Source organism: Budvicia aquatica DSM 5075 = ATCC 35567 (assembly GCF_000427805.1).
GTDB classification, from domain to species: domain Bacteria; phylum Pseudomonadota; class Gammaproteobacteria; order Enterobacterales; family Enterobacteriaceae; genus Budvicia; species Budvicia aquatica.
In genome coordinates, this window is sequence record NZ_ATYS01000005.1 from 159,472 (window position 1) to 179,381 (window position 19,910).

9 protein-coding genes are annotated in these 19,910 nt (G+C 48.8%); 4 read left to right on the plus strand and 5 right to left on the minus strand.

What is annotated here, in order from left to right:
• Window positions 1-7: 7 nt before the first annotated feature.
• The 3 genes from YWE_RS0103955 to YWE_RS0103965 are packed head-to-tail and all read right to left on the minus strand — an operon-like array spanning window position 8 to window position 2,902.
• Window positions 8-952: an FAD-binding protein gene (locus YWE_RS0103955; RefSeq protein WP_029093345.1), complete on the minus strand. Its 945-nt coding sequence runs from the start codon at window positions 950-952 to the stop codon at window positions 8-10.
• 28 nt (window positions 953-980) lie between these two features.
• On the minus strand, window positions 981-1,745 hold the full coding sequence (locus YWE_RS0103960; protein WP_029093346.1) for an electron transfer flavoprotein: 765 nt from the start codon (window positions 1,743-1,745) through the stop codon (window positions 981-983).
• An 8-nt stretch (window positions 1,746-1,753) separates the two neighbouring features.
• On the minus strand, window positions 1,754-2,902 hold the full coding sequence (locus YWE_RS0103965; protein WP_029093347.1) for an acyl-CoA dehydrogenase: 1,149 nt from the start codon (window positions 2,900-2,902) through the stop codon (window positions 1,754-1,756).
• Between the two features lie 610 nt (window positions 2,903-3,512).
• On the opposite strand from YWE_RS0103965, the gene YWE_RS0103970 reads away from it, so the two are divergent.
• The 4 genes from YWE_RS0103970 to YWE_RS26560 all read left to right on the plus strand — a co-directional run bounded on the left by YWE_RS0103970 (window position 3,513) and on the right by YWE_RS26560 (window position 8,680).
• On the plus strand, window positions 3,513-4,679 hold the full coding sequence (locus YWE_RS0103970) for an acyl-CoA dehydrogenase family protein (RefSeq protein ID WP_029093348.1): 1,167 nt from the start codon (window positions 3,513-3,515) through the stop codon (window positions 4,677-4,679).
• 94 nt (window positions 4,680-4,773) lie between these two features.
• A complete protein-coding gene (locus YWE_RS26555; protein WP_036014981.1) occupies window positions 4,774-6,084 on the plus strand; it encodes an MFS transporter in 1,311 nt (436 codons plus the stop codon).
• Between the two features lie 202 nt (window positions 6,085-6,286).
• Window positions 6,287-7,501: a CaiB/BaiF CoA transferase family protein gene (locus YWE_RS0103980; RefSeq protein ID WP_029093349.1), complete on the plus strand. Its 1,215-nt coding sequence runs from the start codon at window positions 6,287-6,289 to the stop codon at window positions 7,499-7,501.
• Between the two features lie 231 nt (window positions 7,502-7,732).
• Window positions 7,733-8,680: a helix-turn-helix domain-containing protein gene (locus YWE_RS26560; RefSeq protein ID WP_071605820.1), complete on the plus strand. Its 948-nt coding sequence runs from the start codon at window positions 7,733-7,735 to the stop codon at window positions 8,678-8,680.
• A 102-nt stretch (window positions 8,681-8,782) separates the two neighbouring features.
• On the opposite strand, the gene YWE_RS0103990 is transcribed toward YWE_RS26560, so the two are convergent.
• Complete coding sequence (locus tag YWE_RS0103990; RefSeq protein WP_029093350.1) at window positions 8,783-9,004, minus strand: hypothetical protein; 222 nt, start codon at window positions 9,002-9,004, stop codon at window positions 8,783-8,785.
• Between the two features lie 211 nt (window positions 9,005-9,215).
• A complete protein-coding gene (locus YWE_RS0103995; protein ID WP_029093351.1) occupies window positions 9,216-18,938 on the minus strand; it encodes an autotransporter outer membrane beta-barrel domain-containing protein in 9,723 nt (3,240 codons plus the stop codon).
• Between the last annotated feature and the right edge of the window lie 972 nt (window positions 18,939-19,910).

Sequence of the window (19,910 nt, forward strand, 5' to 3'; positions counted from 1 at the left end):
TTATTCCTTAGCGCTTTAACTGGTCTATCAACGCCGGAACAACCTTGTAGATATCCCCCACCAGCCCGTAATCGGCATATTGGAAAACCGGGGCATTTTTATCTTTATTGACGGCCACAATGGTGCGGGCGCCGTTGCCACCGACCATGTGCTGTATCTGACCGGAAATGCCCAGCGCCAGATAAAGATCGGACTTCAGCAACACGCCGGATACCCCGATATACCGTTCGCGCTCCATCCAGTGTTCACCCTCGGCAATCGGGCGTGAGCAGCCGAGCTCCGCATCCAGAACCTTAGCCAGCTCTTGCACCATCTTGAGATCGTCCTGCGCAGCCAGACCCCGGCCAATGCCAATAACTCGTTTAGCTTTACTCAGGTCAACGCTGCTGCCCTGCTTAGGCCGACGCTCAATACAGGCCAATGTGACCGCAGGCTGAACATAATTCACCTGAATCACCTGCCCCTGACGCTGTAGGTCTTCAGCAAGAGGTTCGAAAACGCCCGCAAGCACGCTGATAATCGCCGCTGGCGTTACTATTTTTTCGGCGCCAAAGGCCAGGCCGCCATAGAATCGGTGCTCGACCACCACATGACCATCATCAATATTTAGCGTAACCGCGTCATTAACCAGCCCGGCATCCATCAATATGCTTAACCGGGCGGCCAGTGATTTGCAGCGTTTGGTCGCACTCAGCAACAACGGGGCACTTGCCGATTTACCCCCCATTACCGCAGCAATAGTGTCGGCGTAATCTTCTGTGCGCCGCTGAGCATCTTGTTCACCCAGGTCGTACACCACGTCAGCGCCCATGGATATAGCCTGAGCCACGTCATCTTTGGTACCTAATACCAGCGCCGTGACGTTATCGCCTAACTGACGGGCGGCGGCCAAAAGTTCGGCATAGCGATCGTTGATATCACTGAAAACCCATACGTTTGCTAATTTACTCATTATTCTTTCCCCTATGGCTTATTCAGGATTAGTTCATCGCTTTACGCAGATGATCGGCCAGCTCACTGATGGCTTGCGGAGAATCGCCTTCGATAACCACGCGCTTACGCTCAGCCTGTTGAGGAGCAGAAAGAGAAACGAACTTTACCTGCTCAGGGACCGGTACCCAGTTGATATCTGCCGCACTCCATTGAGTCACCGGCTTTTTACCGGCACCCAGAATCGCCTTCATCGCCGGGATCTTGGGCGTATTGATATCCGACGTCACGCACAGCACTGCCGGCAGTGGCACATTCAGCACTTCAACTTCATCCTCAAGCGTTCGCTCGACGATGACATAGCCGTCCGCTGCCGTTATTTTGCTGACGGCATTTACCGTTGGCAGCTGTAACAACTCCCCTAACAGCAGCCCGACCTGTTGGGCATAGAGGTCCCCCGACCCTTCACCGCATAACACTAAATCAAATTCGAGTTTGCCGACGGCTGCGGCCAACGCGCTGGCAGTTTGATGTGGTAAAGCCCGATCGAGCTGTGGATCTTGCACCAGATAAAGCGCCTGTGGTCCGCGCGACAAAATATCTTTTCGCGCTTTGGAATTATCCAGCACTTTCCCGCCCACGCTGAGCGCAAATACCTGACCACTTTCTCCGGCGAGCTGCATGCCCGCTTCAACCGCATTCAGATCAAACGGGCTGATTTTAGATTCAGCCCGATCAAAATTCAGGCTACGATCGGCCGCGACCACGATGTCTTGCTCTTCAGGCACCAGCTTGTAACAAGTAATGATATTCATCGCGCCCCCTATTTATTTTCGTATTGTTTAAGGATTTGCCGGCCGGCAATATAGACCATGATTTCGTCAGTACCGCCGCCAATACGGTTAACCCGCGTATCGCGCCAGAATCGGGAAATACGGCTATCGTCGGTATAACCTAGCCCACCGAGAATTTGCATGGCATCGTCAATCACTTCACAGGCGGACTGAGCACAATAAATTTTGCACATCGGGGCAGAAAGACGCATCGGCAACTTGTTATCACACTCCCAGGCCACCCGATAAACGAAGTTCTTCATATTCTGAATTTTGATGGCCATCTGCGTCAGTTTGAGCTGAATCAGCTGAAATTGGCCGATAGCTTTGCCGAACTGAACGCGCTGATTGGCATAACGGGCGGCGTCTTCAAAGGCACATTCCGCCACCCCGAGGGAATGAGCCGCGATAACCAAACGCTCAATATCAAAGTTTTCCATCATATGGATAAAGCCATAGCCCTCTTTACCCACCATGGCGCTCTCTTCCACTTCAACATTGTCGAGGAAAACCTCACAGTTGCTGACCATATGCCAGCCAATTTTGTGCAGGCTGTTAAGCTTAACCCCCGGCGCGGTTGGCTCGATCCACCACAATGTAAAACAGCGTTTAGGATCTTCAGGCTCAGGGTTGCGCGCCAGCACCAGCATATAGGGGTAATCTTTAGCTCCGGTGATAAAGGTTTTCTGACCGTTGAGATACACTTTGCCATTCTTGCGGGTATAGGTAGTGGCGATACGATTGTTATCGGAACCGGCCTGCGGCTCAGTGAACGCCAGCGAGAAAGCCGGAATGCCGGTAAGGCCCGCTTCCGCCGTTTTGGCCAACTGCTCTTTATTACCAAAACGTTCCATATTATGGATACATTGCCCTTCCGTCATAATATAGGCAGGGGCACCCATGCGGGCGATCTCTTCCAGCACCAGAACCTGAGTCATCATGTCTGCGCTAACGCCGCCTAGTTCATCGGGAATACCGAGCAACCCTACGCCGCTTTCAGCTAAAGCGTTAAAAAACTCAGTGGGGAATTTGCGATTTTCATCACAGGTTCTGAAATATTCATCGGGAAAGTCACGCGTTATTAATTCACGAATGCTTGCCAATAAAAGCTCTTGCTCTTCAGTTAAACTAAAGTCCATGTTACCCCCTGTGTATTACCTATTGGGAAATGCATAACGTCTCCTGATAATAAATGGCAACGATAATGTTGATTGGCGAGATTTTTAATAATAAATACCGGTAATCAGCGCCATTAATTAAATACACCCACTATTGCTCATAAAATTAATGACGAATTTTTATATAAGGCGAGTATAAGTTCTGATTAAAACAGCCGACACTGACAATTCCAGCCATTAACAGGATAAATCGTACACGCGATCCTGCAGCAGCCACGCCAACCTGCGCCACAGCAGGCGCTGACTGGTACAAATCGTACTTGGCACCTAACCAAATGATTAAATTTAATTACGTTTAACCTATTTAATGCTTCAAAATTTAAAAAGCCGATCAAGATCTCATTTTATTTAAATAGCAGTTACCACCGGCAATCTAAATAAATAATTTATTTCAGATGAATATGTTATGACATCTCTTTATTCGGACATTGCACAATTTGTCCATTCAATTGCTTAATATGTCAATTCTTTATCCTGAAGTTACGTGATTATACTGAATGCGATAAGCATATTTATAAATTCATAATTAAGTAAATCTAAAACCGATATCAATATATATAGAGGTTATCCCATGGCTATATTATCAGCACAAGAACTTGCTGCGTTAAAAATGAAAGTCCGTAACGTCACCGAAACTGAACTGGAAGAACTACAGCTCGAAGTTGAAAGAACCAACGTCTTTCCCGATGCCTATTACGACGTCTGCCGGAAAAGTGATTTATTCCGTTTAGCCATTCCGGAGGAGTACGGCGGCTTAGGGCTAAACTGTGAACAATTCTTCTCAGTAATGGAAGAGTTCTGTCGAGGCCCCGGCGGCATGCGTATGAACTTACACCACGCCAACGGACTTAACTGGCGAATTTTACGCGATCACGGTGCTGAAGATTTAAAAGCCAAATGGTTGCCGTTACTGGCCAACAAAGATTTCTATATCAACTTTGCCCTGACCGAAGCTGACTGTGGTTCCGGCGCGGATATCCGCACCACCGCGGTGAAAAAGGGTGACTCTTACGTACTGAACGGCACTAAAACGCTAATCTCCCATACTGATATCTCTGACGCCAGCTACGTTATTGCCGTCACCGATGAAACCAAACGTAAGAAAGGCGGCTTAACCGCGTTCTTAATTGAGACTAACTCCCCGGGTTATTACATTGACCCGATGCCGCACATGATGGGCTGTCGCGGTGCCGGCCATGCCTATTTACGCTTTGAAAACTGCGAAGTTCCTGCCCATAACATTATGGGGAAAGAGGGTGATGGTCTGGATATCTTCATGGACGCATTGGCCCACTCCCGCGCCATGATCGCCGTAACCTGTCTGGGCATGTCCCAGCGCTTTCTTGAGTTGGCCATTGCCAGAGCGAAAGATCGCGTCACCTTCGGTAAAGCCTTAGTTCATCGCCAGGCCATTCAGCAAACTATTGCTGATATGGGCACCCAGGTTCATGCCCTGCGTACCATGTTACAAGACTGCGCCCGTAAATTTGACCGTGGTGAAGATATCGAAATGGTTTCGGCCATGTGTAAATTGCACGGTATCGATACGGTACGCACCGTTTCTGACAGCTGTCTGGAAATCTTCGGCGGTATTGGCTATTTCGAAGATAACCCTTATGGCCCGGTAGAAAGAATGTACCGCGACGCCCGTGCCCTGTGGTTTGAAGAAGGCCCGCGCACAGTACAGCGCCTGACCATCGCCCGGCCGTTGATTGCAAGCTCCGGTGAGATTAACTAATCCCTGATTATTAATTTCATCCTAAATATAACAATGGCTGCATCTATTTCACTGAGGTGTAGCCATTTTCCGTTTTAATCAACGGGGAGTCACCATGAATACATCAGTTGGTAATAGACGCTGGGGCATTGCAGTTCTGCTGATTTTAGACTATTTCGTGATGTTTATTGCCCGGACCAGCATGTCAATGAGTGGCCCGGCCTTAATGGCCGAATATGGATGGACCGCCACCGAATTTGGTTGGGTATCCACCGCCTTCTTTATCGGCTATGCCGTCACCATGCTTCCGGCCGGCGCGCTGGCGGACCGCTTTGGCGGCGGGGTAATCTTAGTTACCGGAACGCTGTGGTGGGCTATTTTTACCTTCCTTACGCCGTTTGGTACTACCCTTGGCTTAATGATGTTGGTACGTATTTTAATGGGCATTGGTCAGGGATTACTGGTTCCCGCCAACTTTTCACTATTGGCAAACTGGGTGCCTAAAAGTGAATCAGGCAAGGCAACCGGCCTTTTGCAAATAGGCTGTCCGGCGGGAATAGCAACGTCAATGATGCTTGCCGCATGGATTATTCAAATGTGGGGCTGGCGCACGGTATTTTACTCATTCTCACTGCTCGGCCCGCTATGGTGCCTGCTATGGTGGCGACTAGGTAAAAATAAACCAGAGCTCGATCCTAAAATCAGCCCGGCAGAATTAGCCTATATTAAAGCCGGCCAGGTGGTTAAGGGAAATCAATCCCAAGGCTCGGCTTCGTCAACCACATTATCCAAGAAGGATATTTTCTCTACCCCTTCAGTCTGGGGTTGTGCCATGTGCTATTTCTGCACTAACTATCTGTTCTTCCTGTTTATGACCTGGCTACCGACTTATTTTGCTATGGGCCGGGGGATTGACCTTAAACAAAGCGCAATTTATTCGATGCTGCCTTATCTGGTAGCCATACTGGCTTATCCGCTCGGCGGATTAGTGGCTGATGCGGCGGCCAAACGCTTTGGTGAAAATAAGGGCCGTAAACTGTGCCCAATTTTTGGCCTATTGTTAGCCGGAACCTTCCTGATTCTGGGTACCCGGGCAACCAGCCTTGGCACGGCAGCGGCGCTGATCTCGGCCTCAAACTTTTTCCTGTGTTTAACCATGGCATCCCACTTCTCCATTTCTATGGTGTTCTCACAGAAAAATACCGGAATTATCGTCGGTCTGAATGGCCTGTTCGGCACGACTGCCGGCATCCTTTCGCCGGTCTGTTCAGGGTTGATTATCGATCTGTCAGGAAAATATGAGTATGCGCTGTATCTGGGGGCTACGGTCGCCATTATCGGTGCGGCCTTCATGTTACTGACCCATATTCGACCAATCGAAAAAAGGCAGCCATTGCATTCGGCAAGTGTGAGGGTAAATACGTGACGCAGGCAGAAATGTAGCCGGCGATCTCAATACCCAACGCAGGCCCAATTTATCCAATTAATGGCAGGATCTGTCGGTATTTTAATTGAAACTGACAATCCTATACTGACTTAACGCATTGTCGCTGGCCGGATTCTCGGGTGCTTTAACTTCCCGCATCACCCAGATCCGGCAGGCGCAATTATTGTACGGAGTAAATCCAATGCGACCATTAGAAGGTGTCAAAATTATAGATCTGACATCATTCCTTGCAGCGCCTACCGTGCCCCGAATTTTGGGCGACTGGGGTGCCGATGTGATTAAAATTGAGCCACCGGCTGGTGACCCCGGCCGTACTCAGGCATCGGTATTCAATATGCCACACAGCGATGAAGAGAACCCGGCCTTTGATATGGCCAACGCCAATAAACGCTTTATGTGCCTTAACCTGAAAAATGAACAGGCTAAACAAATAGCCTATAAATTACTGGCTAGCGCAGATGTGATCGTCACCAACTACCGGACTAACGCGCTAAAAAGGCTGGGTTTCTCTTACGAAGAGCTCAGCACGCGCTTCCCCCGACTGATTTTCGCTCAAATACTGGGTTATGGTGAAAATGGCCCGGAGAAAGATACTGCGGGCTTTGATGCCACGGCCTATGTCTGCCGGGGCGGCATTCTGGGCTCCACCAATGAACGGGGCGAAACGCCGATTAACTCAGTCAATGGGTTTGGCGACTTTCAGGCATCGATGTGCTTATCCGCCGGTATTTGTGCCGCTCTGGTAGCCCGTCATAAAACCGGTAAAGGCGATAAAGTCACGGTAAGTTTGCACCACACCGCACTGTTTATGATGAGCGTGGCGGTGGTCTCCGCCCAGTATGGCAATAGTTATCCGAAATCGCGCAAAGAGGTCGCAAATCCGTTCAATAATACCTATCAGACCAAAGACGGCCGCTGGATGGTAATTTGTATTCCCGAATACGACCGCTACTTTAATAAATTTATGATGCTATTAGGCCGTGAAGATCTTACCGATCATCCGGATTTTTGCCGCATCAGCGACGTTAATCTGCACGGCAAAAACAGCGACATTATTGAAATTATTAGCCAGCAGGTTGCCAAGCATAACCTGGCCGAAATCACTGCCCTGCTGAAAGAAAACGACTTCGCCCATGAGAAAGGCTATACCCCGGATGAAATCATTGATGATCAACAGGCCTGGGCTAACGACTGCCTACGCTGGGTAGAATATCCCACCGGCAGTAAGCGAATATTAACTACACCACCGGTAAATATTAAAAGCATGGGGGAGTCGCGGATTATTCCGTCACGGGCGCTGGGGTACCATTCACAACAAATACTCAGCGAATACGGTTATTCACCGCAGGACATTGCCCGGTTCCATGAAGAAGGTGCGGTTGTCAGCGCCAAATAGTGTCACCATCGCCCGGTGAACGCCGGGCGATGGTCAGCTTATTTTCAAAGAAAAATTGAGTAATCAGTGACCGCCGAAACAAAAACTACCGCATAAATATTATAGGATGAAGTTTGAATAGTTGGCGGTGTTAACAACACCTTTGGAGACCAATAAATCGCTCCATAATCCCCTGCCTGTATTCCATGATGATTAACCGAACGCTCGGACAGATGATAAGGGAGAAGTACCATGGCTACCGTAATCCCCAACTATTCATTATATGGGGAACCCTCTGAATTAAGCTGGGACAACTTTTTTAACCTTGAGTGGATTTCTCAGCGCTCCAAGAAGCATAACTGGAAAATACACCCTCACGTTCATGAGAACCTTATTCAGGTGCTCTTTATACAGCGTGGTAACGTCGACGTATTACTCAACTACTCTAAACAGAGCGCGCGTTCTCCGTGCTTGATATTAGTCCCGGCACAAACGGTTCATAGCCTTCACTACACCTCAGATACCGAAGGCCTGACGGTAACCATTTCGCAAAAAGCCCTGGAATCAATGATTCACTTGCTGATACCCAACCTGTTGCCGCTAATGCGTGAACCCCGAATTATCCCGCTCAACGGCGATGAACGAGTGCTACAGCTTTATATGGCCATAGAACAAGAATTATCCGCCCCTGCGCTGGGCCAACAGGCAATGTGCCTGTCATTGGTGACCGCCCTGTTTATTCAAATTCTGCGAATTAGCAATATACTGCCGAAGAATAGCCAGCAGGCGCTGTTTTCGCGTAAGGCTGAGCAAATCGATAAGTTTCTTAAGATCGTCGAACAGAAGTTCAGAATGCGCCTCACCATTGATGACTATGCCAATAAAATGGGCATGACTCCCGGCCACCTGTCGCGGCTATGCCGCCTGGCACTGGGGATGTCCAGCCTGGATGTGATCAATATGCGGGTTATACAAGAAGCACAGCGGGAATTGGTTTATACCTCTAAAACGATTAAACAGCTGGCTGCCTCGCTGGGTTTTACCGATGAAGCCTACTTCACTCGCTTTTTCCGTAAGCACGTTGGCGTCAGCCCGAAAAAGTTCCGATCGCTGGCGATTGAACAAATATTTCAGGCAGAAGAAGCCGGGCCGGTAGGTTGCCCGATACCAAGCCCTCAGGTACCAGAACCGATATCATAAGGCTGTAAAATATAAAGGGCGATTGGGAGAGTAATGTGTTGAATGACGACCTCCCTTTCCTCCCCTATCTGGCTTTCAGGCTACACATTGATTTTAAATGATTTATAGCGACTCAAAATAATCGAATGCCCGCATTAGGTCGCTTTCGTTTTCCGGATAATTCAGATCAACACCGGTATCAGCCAATACCTTTTCAATAAGTTCAGCTCTTTTCATGCCCAGTCGATTGGCGACATGGTTTAAGCACGATCGTACGTGAGAGGCTCGCTGAGCCAGAGGATAAGCCTCATTTCTTGCGCCTTTCCTTGATGAAGAATGGGACATTGATTCGCTCCGATTTAAAAATCTGACGTCAGGGATAGAACCCGAGAGATAGGCGTTGATTGAAGTTGGTTGACGTCGGAGGAACTAAATTAGCAGAGATTCCATTAGGAATATATCGGGCTTTGTAGCTTTATTGCTACGCACCCTATTTTCGTAAAAAAGCGTACAGCCCGGCATTTCTGCCGTGACTGCACGCCCATTTATTGTGTTATCAGAAGCGATATTTAACGCCCAATGTCACCGTTGTATCGCTATAACCATTGTCACCCAACTGCTGAGCCACGTTAGTCCACAGGTTGAGGTTGGTATTGACTTGGCCTTCGGTACCCAGCTTCAGTTCACCAACGTTGCGGTTTCCTGCCAGCTTAACTTCTGTACCATCTAACACTGCACCAGCCTGTTGGCTATTGTGTAACCAGTTAGCTTCGGCATAGACGGTAAACAGCTTGTTGGTGCCCTTGTCTTGGTCGCTCACACCGTCGCGGGAGACTTTGACACCTAAACGGGTGGTCACGTTGTCATGGCCGCTGGAAGAGATTTTCGTTCTATCGACCTGATGGTCATCAGCGGTGATGCCGCTCCAGGTAATCTGGCCCTGCGGGGTGATAAACACATCACCGTTTAAGCCCTGATAAACCGGTAGGCGATATCCCGCCTCAACCGAGGCACTGAAGCCGTCCATATTATAGGACTCTGTCGCCTTACCCTGACCGTTCACTTCCGCATCCAGCCAGCTGTACTGAACCCAGCTGTCAACATAAGCCCCGTTCAGCGTCTTGGCATCCTGATACCAGGTCCCGTATACGCCGGCGCTGTAACCATCAATGCTGCTGTTGGCTTTAGACCTCAGAGAACCCACTTTGCTGTCAGCTTTACCGTAGGCGGCCATCAGGCCTAAACCAAAGCGGTCGGTATCGGTAAAGTGAGTATCGAAGACTTCGCCACCACCCTGAATCACATAGCTGTTAGTTGCGGTACGCAGTTGGCCGCTGCTGTCACGGTGCTTAGTGCGAGAGCCTTCCTGGCGTAGCCACATGCTGGAGTTCTCTGCCCGGCCTTCGCGATCTTCTAAGCGGAGATTAAACAGTTTGCCGGCCGCCGCCATATTGGCCATGTAGCCACCGGCATCTGGGCTAAACACCGATGGATTCGGGTTCAGTCCGTTTAATGAAGAGCGCAGGTACCAGTCACCGTCATCCGGTGTGCTAATCGCGCCCTGATACAGGAAGTATTCATAAGCCCCGGCAATAGCACGACCACTTAGGGTAAATTTACCGTCAGAAGAACCCTGTACATCAATCAGCTTAATACCCTCAGACGTTTGAGCACCGTCCCCCCGAAGGCTCATGACAACGACATTACTGTTGCCAGTGGTATTGCCGGTAATCACCAGTTTATCGGTGGATGAGCGGTCATCTTCAAGATAGGTATTAAAAATCACCTTACTCTTATCACCGCCGTTATAGTTACCGTCAATGGTAAATATGCCGTGACCGGCGCCGGTTAAGGCATGGCCCATAATCAGATTACCGCTGTTATCCACGCTGCCTGTCACTTTACCGTAACCGCCCAGCGCGCCGTTCTGACGAATAACAACATTACCGGTCAAATTGGCCGGTGTAGAGGCAGCCCGGGAGCGGGCGCTTTCCGGTAGTCCGCCGATTAAGACCAGACCGTTCTCAATATCGGTCAGACCGACAGAGACATTATCGCCGTCTAACTGCAGTGTACCGGTGCCGCGTTTTACCAGCGTTCCGCTACCACTAATCGCGTTAGTCAGAGACCAAAGGTTAGCGGTATCCAGCACCAGCTTACCGGCGTTATTCACATTCGCCGAGCCTAACTGATTTTCTGCCGTGGCGGTTAACGTTGTGCCGGTTTTAGTGGTAAAGCTGCCGTTGAAACCGCTGTTATTGCCGCCCAAATACATATCTGCGGCATTGGTTAACATCACATCACCCTGCCCCGTCAGGCTATTGAGCAGGGTTCCGCGGGCGGTATCGAGATTCAGAGTACCATCATTGTGAATTGCGCCTTGGCCTAAACCTTGTGGCATTGTCAGCCTGGCCGTTGCGTTGGTTTCAATCACAGTGGTGCCGGTAAACTGACCGTTGTTTTGGGTCAGGTTTAAGCTGCTACCGGTCAGGTTAAGCTGCCCGGCCCCGGCCAGATTGCCGTCAACCTGTCCGCCATTAGTGACGGTAAGTTCACCGTTATGCAGGTTAAACAGGCTGTTGGCCGCCATGTTGAGCTGCCCGACAGTTTGGCTGTTACCGTTCAGATCAACCTGGGTATTATTCAGCATATTCAATGCCGAAGTGTGACCAAAACCGTTATCGGTTATCAGTACCACGTTACCTGAGTTCAGGTCGGTTGCTCCGGTGTAATTGCTGGTGGCATTGCCAATATGTACCGTACCGATAGCATTAACCGTAAAGCCGCCGTCGCCTGTCAGTTTAGCGCCCAGTTTATTATCCGTTGCATTGCTATTGGTCAGCATTATCGACTGGCCGGAAAAGGCATCTAATTGGGTTAAACCGTAACCTAAGTACAGGCCGTCAGACTTGACTGCACCAAAATAATTGTAATGAGCATTACCGGCAGTAGCTCCGCCCTGAGTCAGGGCGACAATGGTGTCCGGTGCCACCGGCGTACCGTCAACCTGAGTCACGGCTAACTGCGTACCGTCACCGTTAACCGTTGCTGCTGCTACGATCTGGTCGTAGATATTGTCATCTTGATCAAACAGCGATTCGCCGGTCACTGGCATTGGGTTTGGCAGGTTGCTTGGTGTCGTGATGGCTAAGTTGCCACCACCGGTAGTATCCAGCTTGTCAACGGTCAGGAAGCCTTTAGGGCGATGGTCGATAGTGCTGTAATCGACCTCTAGCTGACCTCCGTTCATGGTCAAGCCGCCTAACGTGTGCGTTCCTTCCAGCTTACTGCTGCCCAGCTTGCCGGCACTACCGTTAAGCTGCAGGGTAGCAAGCCCCATGGCGTTATCAGCGTCGTTGTTTAAGATAAAACGCCCGTCGTCCATGGTGACTCGGCCAGTAAAATCACCGCCCGCAGCGCTACTGTTAAAGGTGAATTCTTGGTTTCTGTTACCCAAATTAACCTTTAGCTCACCGCTCCCGGTTAATGTGCGGGTAAAGTCTACATCGCCCGCCAACGCAGAGGTTTTGAGGATAGAAAGCGTACCGTTGGCGCCTAAGCTGACTTCACCGGCCGCACTGGCCAGATTGAGCAGAGAGTCTACCTGCAGGGTACCGCCAGTCACGTTAACGTTCGCTATATTGCTGCTGTTGTCGCTAATTTCGCCGGTCCAGATCAAGGTACCATCACCGGCTTTGGTAAAGGCATTCGCCAACTGGCCGCTATCGTCCCAGCCGTTCATGCTGGCAGTTACGCCGGCATTCACCATAATACTGCCAGCCTGTTGCAGGGTGACATCGCGTTCAGATTCCAGATTGGCTGTAATCTGTAGGTTACCGCCGTTCAGTACGGTTTTATTGGTCGCGGAGCCATTCCCCAGATTCTCATCTGCCGATATTGCCACAATACCGTTTTGAATCTGCGTTTGGCCTGAATAGCTACTGCTGCCGCTTAAGGTTAGCGTACCCGTATTTTTCTTAATCAGATCGCCGGTACCGCTGACGATTGCCGCCAGCGTCATTGCTGCGCTGTTGTCGACAATAAACTCTCCGGCGTTCTTAATCCCGGTTGTTTGGCCAATATGTTTGTTTTCACTGACCGTTAACGTCGAGGTTGAATCGATATCCATCATGCCGGTGAAGTTAGCGTTGTTGCCGCTAAGGCGAACATCACTCCCCCTGTAGCTGTTCAACTGTCCGCTGCCGGACACGGCGTTAGCAAAGGTGCCACTGGCGTTATCTAACGTGACCTGGCCGTTTGCCACTACGCTGCCGGTACCGAGCGCCTTTACGTCTTGTAATAAGGCGCTGGCAGAGATGCCGACCGTGGTCGTTGCACTTAATGTATTGTTAGCGTTAGCGACTGTCAGAGTGCCGCCGGTCAAGGCCAGGTTACCGCTACCGGTTAAGCTACCGGATGACGTTCCGCCATTGGTTAAGGTTAAGGCACCATTGTTTAGGTTCAGCGTAGAGGTTGCTGCACCGTTCAGTTCACCGATAGTCTGGGAGTGACTATTCATATCTGCGATGGTGTTTATCGCTAAGTTTAATTTTGAAGTCTGACCAAAGGCGTTATCGTTGCCTAAAATCAGCGTACCTTCTTTCAGATCGGTTTCTCCGCTATAGCTGTTATCCTGATTGCTCAGGGTAAGCGCATCAGATCCGTGACCTGCCAGAATGCCTAAATCTCCGGTTCCGGTCACTTTAGCGGATAACACTTTATTCAAGCTGTGGTCAGTATTGATCACCAGCTTGGTTGAGCCATTGGTCAATAAATCTAACTGGGTCAGACCATAACTGGCATATAAACCGTTAGCGATGGCGTTATCATCTTTGGTGGTTAAACGGTAATCATAATGGGCATTGGCAGCATGAGTACCGTTCTGGCTGATAGCTAACTCGGTGGCATCAGTAATCTCATTGCCATCTAGGCCAACCAGTTTCAACGCGCCTGCATCTCCCGTTACCGTAGCTGCACTCACTAGCTGGACTAACGTTTTAGTCTGCTGGTCCAGTAGACCCTGAGTTTGGTCAACTATCGGAGCGACCCCGTTATCAAAGCCGTCGCTATCAATTTGTACTTTACCGGTACCGCTGGCATCCAGCGTATTGGCCTGAATAAAGTTGTTAGACACCACCGAGTTTGGAATTGAAGTACCAAAATTCACGGTTCCGCCACTCAATACCAGACCGCCAATAGCTTGTGAACCCTGCCCTACCGTAGTGATATTGTTTGCCATAACCGACAGGGTGGCATTGGTCAGCGCAGTCGTGTTGAGGTTTTGCAACGTAAAGCGGTCGCTGTTCATCTTAACCAGGCCGGTGAACTGACTACCTGCATCTGAGCCAAAATCAAATGCTGTACCGGACTGAACGTCGATCAGGCCGTTACCGCTCAGGCCGTGGTTAAGGGTATAGGCACCCGCAGGCGTGAAGACCAGAGACGAAGTGCTATCAATAGCGATACGCCCGGATGTCAGCGCCGAATCACCCATCTGAATAAGCCGATCGGTAGTAAATGCCGAGTCATTCGTCAGGTTCAGCAGGTCAAAATGTTGAATATCATTGGTGTTGCTTAAGGTGTAATTGGTATTGTCGAAGGTCAGGCGGTCATTGCTTCCGCCAGTACCTGCATCAAGTGAATCAAAGGTGGCACTATTTTTTACCAGTACGCTGTTCTCACCGTTATTACCGGCAATAAAGTGGCCGATATGGGCGAGGTCTTTTAGCGTCAGGCTATTGTTGCCAGTACCGACAGTAATATCACCCGTAGTGGCATTATCCGTCACATCAACCTGATGATTACCGGTTCCTGACATCACCAGATTGCCAAGAGCCGTATTCTCACCGCTGACATCAACGGTATTGGCCTGATTGCCGGCCAATGTAACAGTGCCGATCTGTTTAGCCCCGCCTGACAGGGTCAGGGTATTAGCCCCCCCATTGGCTAAAATATTCCCATCGACTTTACCACCGGTTAGGGTGATTAAATTATCGCCGCTGGAAAAGTCTAAGAAGCCGGTAATATCACCGCTGTTAGTGAAGGTTTTATCGCCGGTATTAGACATCCCAATGGCCGCCATATTGGCGGATGAAGCCTGAATAGTACCGCTGTTGGTAATGACCTCGGCATCATCCACATTCAGCACGTTACCCGTTGCAGCCGTTGAGGCTGACGTCAGTATGCCGGAGTTAGTTACCGTTTTCGCTCCGCTGACATTAATAGCCGAGCCACCGGTAGCACTAGTAACATCAACGCGAACATTGGTGTTCACTTCGCGGTCATTACCGTCTAATAACGCGGTTATTCCACTCCCGCTACCCGTGACTTTAATGGTCAGTTCTTCTGATTCGGATAAGTCCAAATTAGCCGCAACATCGCTACCGTTTTCATTCTGATACAGAATGCCGGTACCGTTGGTGACAGCTATGGTGCCGGAGTTCTCTTTCGATAGTGCGGCACCGGTCTTAATCCCGATCCCGCTACCGCCCATTTTTATATCGGTGTTATCTAATCTAATACCGCTAACGCCGGCAACGTTATGAATACCAATACCACGGGCTGATGGGTCACTCATATCGATAATGGTGTCAGCCACGTTGAGGTGCGTTGCGCCGGCATCTAATAAAATTCCGTCAGCAGTGCCTTTGGCTACAATGGTACCGACGGTTGAAACTGCGCTTAAATCCAGACCGGCTCCGGCGCCGACCCGAATAGCCGCCAGCCCGTCTACAGCGGTAATGGTGCCTGAGTTTGCCAGAGAGCTATCGGCTCCTCTGATGTAGATAGCCGTGCCGTTAGCCAGAATATTACCCTGATTAATGACGTGGCCGTTATTCAGATCGATAGCGGTATGGTTAGCACCAAGTGAAAGATCTATATTGCCAGAGTTAGTCAGTAAGCCCCCGTTCTCGGCAACAAAAGCCGTTGAACTGTCACTTCCTGCCAGCGAGCTTACCGAGGCACCGTTATTAATAGTGCTACTGTCTCCGGTAACTTGACCGACAATCGACTGATTATCTTTAATCACGAAGGCTGAGCCTTGCTTAACGTCTACACCGCCTGCGTTTTCCGCCAGAATACCTATCGCGTTTTCACCGATGGTTAATAGGCTGCCTGCCGTTAGTGTCGCTAAAGAGCCCGTACCGTTAACACGAATAGCCGACGTCTCTTTACTACTGTTGGTTAGGCCGGAGAGCTCCATAGTCAGGCCGCCTTCCATTGTCGCCCCGTCGGTCACGTAGAATAGGGTAATGCCATCGCCGTTAACCTGATTGGAGGTGCTGGCCTGACTTATAATTTTAGAACCGGTGCCTTCAGCCCAGAATGCAATCTGGTCCGATTTGGCGCTGTTAAAATTGATTGAGGTATTGTCGGTAAAGGTAATCTGGCTACCGGCGCTGGCATGTACGCCAATGCTACCGCTACCGTTAAGATTAATGGCCGACGGCGTTGTGCCATCACCCATGGTAACTAATACCTTGCTACCGCTGGCCCTGACTCCGGTAGAGCGGGTGCTATCGTTAGTATTCACCCAGTCACCGTTAAGGGTGATATTTCCGGTAGAACTTAAGCGGGTTTCGGTGTTATTGGCGGAGGCCTGCAAACCGACGCTGCCCACACCGCCCAGCGTAATATTTCCGCTATTGACGCCGGTCGCACCTTCGCCAACCTGAATACCGGTGCTGCTTTCGCCGCTAAAGGTAATATTACCGGTGTTGGTTAAGATAGCCATATTACGGGCAATGTACCCAACGACGCTGGCCAGGCTGGAGTTGAGGTTAGCTTTGGTGGTTAACGATGTGAGCTTTCTCTCTACATCGGTCATATCACTGTCTGCTCCGGTCAGGTCATGGCCTTGTCCGTCAGCGATACCTGCAGTGGTGCCTTCAGCCAGCAAATGGATATTAGCCGTATCACTGATCGTGCCATTAGCGCCGCCTTCAATTAAGAATCCGGTGGCATCTTTACCCTTCACATTGACGGTCATTCCGCCTGAATTGACGGTAGTACCGAGGCCCGTGGCCGTAATCACGGTAGACTTCTCACCGGATGCTGACATCGTTGAGGTGGCGGCAGAGGAGCCGGTAAAGCTTGCTCCGCCGTCCAGACGCATTAGGGTTGAATTTTTAGTCGTAACATCCTGACTGCCGGAACTGGTATTATTAATCGCCGATCCGGAGCCATAAATAAAGTAACCGATTTGGTTTTCACCGTCGGCAAAGGTGACCTGACCGGTACCGGATAGGTTAATGGTGCCTTTATCTCTGGCATGAACGCCAATCGCGCCCTGTCCCTTGAGGTTTACCGTGTTGGCAATGTCTACCAAAGAATTGACGCCTTCAGACCATGCGCCGTAGTTACGCAGCCCGGTTGACGGGTCAGCACCGCCGGTAATATTAATCGTGCCGCTGGAGATAACCTGACCGCCCGAAAGGGTTTTGATACCAATGGCATTAACACCGGTAATATCAATAGTTCCGGTGTTGTAAACCCCCCGAGAGTTGTCAACCGCCAGTATTCCCGTATTAGTCTGAGGTGTAAAATTACCCTTGTCGCCGTCACCGGCAATAATAATGCTGCCACTGTTAACAACCTGACCGCCGTTGGTAATGTTCGCGGTGTAGATGGCGGATGAACCCTCAACCTTACTGCCCAGAGTAATGGTTCCTTGATTATCAACCTGAGAAGCTCCGTATGCATATATGCCGTAAGAGCCGGGCTTAACATAGGTCAGATCGCCATTCTCAGCAAAACCAATATTAATATGGCCACCGCTAGCATTAGTAAACGTGGAGTTAGCCCCGTTTACCCGCACTGCCTGAACATTACCCACTGCGTTACGGCCTTTATTGCCCTCGGTTATTCCGGCATTAATCACACGGTTGTTGACCCCTTCGGCTCCGTCGGTCAGGGTTAATCCGTAGTTTGTACCGTTTGCTACGCCGGACCAGTAGGCCGGATTAATATTTAATACACCATCATTAATAAACTTGCTGCCAGAACCGTGAACGTCGATACCATTTGCCGGAATTCCGCTTGCCAACACCCCCGCCGTTATACGGTTTTTATTGGTAAATGTTGACCCGGTCTGAATTTTTGCGGCGAAGAAGCCGACCTCGATTTCACCATTATTAATACCAATAGCACGGTCTTCAAGGCGGAATATGCTCGAGTTGCCTGACACACCCCGAGGATCGCCAGTGATTCTCCCCGTTGAAGTCAACTCAACGGTTGCATTTGGACCTTTGCCATACAGTAATGCCACCATGCCCGGTGCGGTATTCAGTATGGCGTCATCCGCATTAGTGGGGATGTTACTAATCACATAATTTGTGGTTTGAGAGGTATAGGCTTTAGCTAACTCAGATTTATAATCGTCATAATCCAGTTTATTATCACCTAACTGAGCGATTAGCCAGTTGTTATAGTTTTGAAACTCAGCCAGCGAATTGACGGTATAGCTACTGCTGTTAAAGGTGGTAAACGTGCCGTTGTAGGTGTCTTTCTGCGCCGCATAATTCTGAGTCGGAGCCGCTAAAAAATCGACTTCTGACTGAAATCTAACCTCATTTTTCGATACCCAATTTGCCTGAGCGGTACCGGCTCCTGTTCCGTCAGCAAATACGAACTGGGTATCCCTGACTCCGCCACCGATAACTTGTGTACCTGCATCAATATTAGCCACACCACTGGTTACCGTAACAAAACGGCTTTTAGCATACACATCCGCAAAGCCGCCGCGCATCACGGCAAAGCCAGCATTGTCATAGCCGGAATTCCACTCACTCATCACCGTTGAGTCATACACGGCGACCGTTTTGCTGCTGCCGGTTATCTTGTCAGTAACCGTAATGATCTTACTTAATGTTCCATGATTTATTTTTTTGTCAGAGTCTGAAATTAATGGAGTATTGCCCGGCAGGTAGCCTGCATTAGCATTGATAAGATCATTAATTGAACTATAGGATGCCTGAGAGCCGCTGGCGATCTTAAAGAGATCCGGGCCTTTAACGTCATAGGTTTTACCATCACTGATGGTGACGCTACCGTTACCAAAATTATTCGCTGTCGAGGTCCATGATGAACCGAGGTCGCAGGTGAATGCAACATCGTCACACGCATTAGCCCCTAATGCTGAGCCAGAAACTATCGCTGCTAATGCTATACCGGACAACGCCTTAGAGGAGGCGCTTTTTACTTTTCCACGACCTAGCTCAGATGTTACAACCCACTGCATTAACGTACTGTTCCAGATGATTCTATATATCTTATTCATGTTTATTTTCCATCTAATAAGTTAGTAGATTAAGCCGAGCGTAAAAGAGGCTGAAGGTCTGATTTTTAACGTGGTCACTTTAAATTAATGAGTGATAGAGTGATGAATCATCGGGAATGTGAAGGCGTGATTTAGTCTTAGCTTGCTATAACTAAATATGGAAATAGATATTGATTTCATGGTGTGAAGTTCCTTTTCATTGGGGTGTATAATGAATATTCATCCATCTATATTATTGTGATGAATGAGTTACCCCTATTGCGTACAATTCCAGAAAATTATTTTTTCTTTATATTTCAAGCAAATACAGTCAAATATTGTTGAGTCTCTCTATATAAAACAGAAACAACTCATTAAGTGTATAATTTAACCAAGCCAATATCAACGCATTTGATATGTACAAAATTTGGTTTAAATCAATATTATTTTTTTAGAATAAAACGCCTATACGATTAAATAAAAATTGAAACAATCTTTATTTGAAAAATTTACAACAATATTTAATTGTAAATTAAAAACAGAAAATTGTTAATGAAATGTTTTATTGATTACGCTTTTAAATAACAAGTAACGTTAAAAATCCTGATTATATTAACGATATAAATATATTAAAATCAGCATTTCACTCAAGAGCAGGGAAGTGTATTTTTCAGAACACAGCATGAAAAACTATTTTTACCTTAATAATAGCGACCATTAATAATAAGCAAGGTAATCTTTTGTATTGTAAGGTATAGAGGAGGGAGCTAATTTCTTCATTGTAAAAGTTTTATTATCATAAGGGGGTAATAGATTCCGGAGTCATATTTAACGGGTAACCGGTTTCAGTACTAAAATCAAAATCGACAGCATAGGTGCTCACCAAACGGCGTCACCGTATAGGTAAACCCAGTCACGTAACAGATATACCAACGGCTATCTTATATACTCGCCCGACGTGAGTTGATAACGATACACTTGCGCCGTGACCCG